The sequence below is a fragment of the Shewanella sp. Iso12 genome, assembly GCF_012030025.1.
Lineage (GTDB): Bacteria > Pseudomonadota > Gammaproteobacteria > Enterobacterales > Shewanellaceae > Shewanella > Shewanella algae.
Window position 1 is genome coordinate 1 of record NZ_JAAUHW010000029.1, and the last position, 2,206, is coordinate 2,206.

Here is a 2,206-nt window from a genome sequence, read left to right on the forward strand (position 1 = left end):
GTTACCTGTGTGAACACTGCGCTTGTGTTATCGAAAACAAAAGCCTGACTGCAATGCAGGAACACCCTGATGCCAAGTGGATTTGCGAAAAAACAGGCATCTGGACCAGAGATTTTCTGGCGTTCTTCGACAGCGAAGGCCGCGAGATAGCCACCCCTGAAAACGTAGCTATCTACATTTGGTCGGCCTACAACCCCCTTTCAAGTTGGCGAAAGTTGGTGGCCGACTTCTACAAGGCCAAGGACGACAAAGAAAAGCTACAAACATTCGTCAATACCAAGCTCGGCCAGCCCTGGGATGATGACACCGGAGAAAAGCTGGAATGGGAAGAACTTGCGCGCCGCCGCGAAATGTATCCGGATGGCAAAGTGCCTGCACGGGTGGTGTACCTCACCGCCGGGGTCGATACCCAAGACGACCGCTATGAAGGCAGGGTGTGGGGCTGGGCAGCTGGGCAGGAAGCCTTTTTAATCGACCGCTTTATCCTGAACGGCAAGCCCGATAGTCAAGAGCTTTTGGATAGAGTGGCCGAGCGGCTTAACAGAACCTACACCAGAGCCGATGGCATTGTGATGCCAATTGGAATTGTGGCGTGGGACTCAGGCGGACATTACACCGATGTGGTGTATTACATGAGTAAAAAGCTTGGGGTAATGAGGGTTATCCCAATCAGAGGCGCAAACGTTTACGGCAAGCCTATTGCCAATTTCCCCCGTAAACGTACCAGCAAAGGCGTGTACCTAACTGAGGTTGGCACCGACAACGCCAAAGAGCTGATTATGTCGCGTTTGCGCTTACAGCCAGATTTGGCATTGCCCAAACCAGGTGCCATTCACCTGCCGCTCAATGAAGCGGTATGTGATGACGCAGAGCTGCAGCAGCTCACCGCCGAGCGAAAAATCCCGGTGCGCCGAGATGGTCGCATTGTGTATCGCTGGGATGCAGGCAAAAAGCGCAACGAAGCGCTGGACTGCTTTGTGTATGCGCTGGCGGCGCTCTACATCGCCCTTGAGCGTTTCGGCATAGATCTCGAAAAGCTAAGCCTGCAGGCCGCCAGCCAGGAAAGTGAACCTGAGCATACCCAACCAAAACCCAAACCCCAAAAAACAAAAGCCAGCGAGAGCAATGGCTGGCTGAAAACGTCCGGCGGAGGCTGGCTGTGAACAAAGAGCAAATCGAGAAAATGATTGCCGTTTATCTCCAAGCTGAAATTGATGTGTTGGCCGGCAAGTCCACCACTATCAACGGCAAGCAGCTGGCAATGGAAGATCTGGAGTCCATTCGCAAAGGCCGTCAGGAATGGGAACGGCGTTTGGCATCCATAGGGCGCCAACGTGGTGGTGCCAGCCTGGCCACTTTCAATTAAATCAACACAAACCCGAGGGCATTCATGAGTTGGCTCAATGACATCATTGCCACAGTCTCGCCCGCGTGGGCGCGAAACCGTGCAGTTGCCGCAGTGCAATACCAGAATATCAGGGCGTATGAAGCCGCTAGCCCAAGCCGCACTCATAAGGGCAAGCGTGAAGGCCGAGGTGCAAACCAGGCTGTATTCGCCGCCGGCAAAAACTTGCGAGAGCAAGCTCGTTGGCTGGATGAAAACCACGATCTCAGTATCGGCATTCTCGACCGGCTTGAAGAGAGGGTGGTCGGCGCCAATGGCATTGTGGTGGAGCCGCAGCCAAAAGACATGGCGGGCAATATACTCGGTGACTTTGCCGAAGAACTGGCGCGCCGCTTTGCTGCCTGGAGTCTTAAGCCTGATGTAACAGGGCGCTACACCCGCCCAGAGCTTGAGCGTTTAGTGCTTCGCACTGCGCTGCGTGATGGTGAATGTTTCGGCCAGCATGTGGTTGGCAAAATCCCTAGCCTTATTCACCCCAATCCACAGGGCACCCCTTACTCTATCGAAGCTCTTGAGCCTGACTTTGTTCCCTATGAGCTCAACGATACGGCAAAGAAGATCCGCCAAGGGCTGACCGTGAACGACTGGGGCCAGGTCACTGCATATAACGTACTCAAGCAGCACCCCGCTGATGTCATGGGGTTCAAGCACGTTACCAAACAGATCCCTGCCAAGGCCATGATGCACTTGGCCCATCTCAAGCGCCTGCATCAGTTGCGCGGTGTGAGTGTGTTTCACGGCATTCTCACCCGTCTGGCTGATATCAAGGACTACGAAGAATCCGAACGGGTAGCGGCGCGT

General features: G+C 54.4%; 3 protein-coding genes. All 3 read left to right on the top strand.

Translation table 11 applies throughout. The features are described from left to right. Positions 1–53 precede the first annotated feature (53 nt). A complete protein-coding gene (locus tag HCX89_RS22565; RefSeq protein ID WP_254428416.1) occupies positions 54–1,163 on the top strand; it encodes a terminase gpA endonuclease subunit in 1,110 nt (369 codons plus the stop codon). Further along, complete coding sequence (locus tag HCX89_RS22570; protein ID WP_107110136.1) at positions 1,160–1,366, top strand: hypothetical protein; 207 nt, start codon at positions 1,160–1,162, stop codon at positions 1,364–1,366. Before HCX89_RS22565 ends, HCX89_RS22570 begins: the two co-directional genes overlap by 4 nt. A gap of 24 nt (positions 1,367–1,390) precedes the next feature. Then, positions 1,391–2,206, top strand: an 816-nt coding sequence (locus tag HCX89_RS22575; protein WP_167717519.1) for a phage portal protein, incomplete at its 3' end; no start/stop codon positions are given.

Bases quoted from the DNA above. Each gene is read 5' to 3' on its own strand.
- HCX89_RS22565 (WP_254428416.1), top strand. From the start codon at position 54: ATGCAGGAACACCCTGATGCCAAGTGGATTTGCGAAAAAACAGGCATC.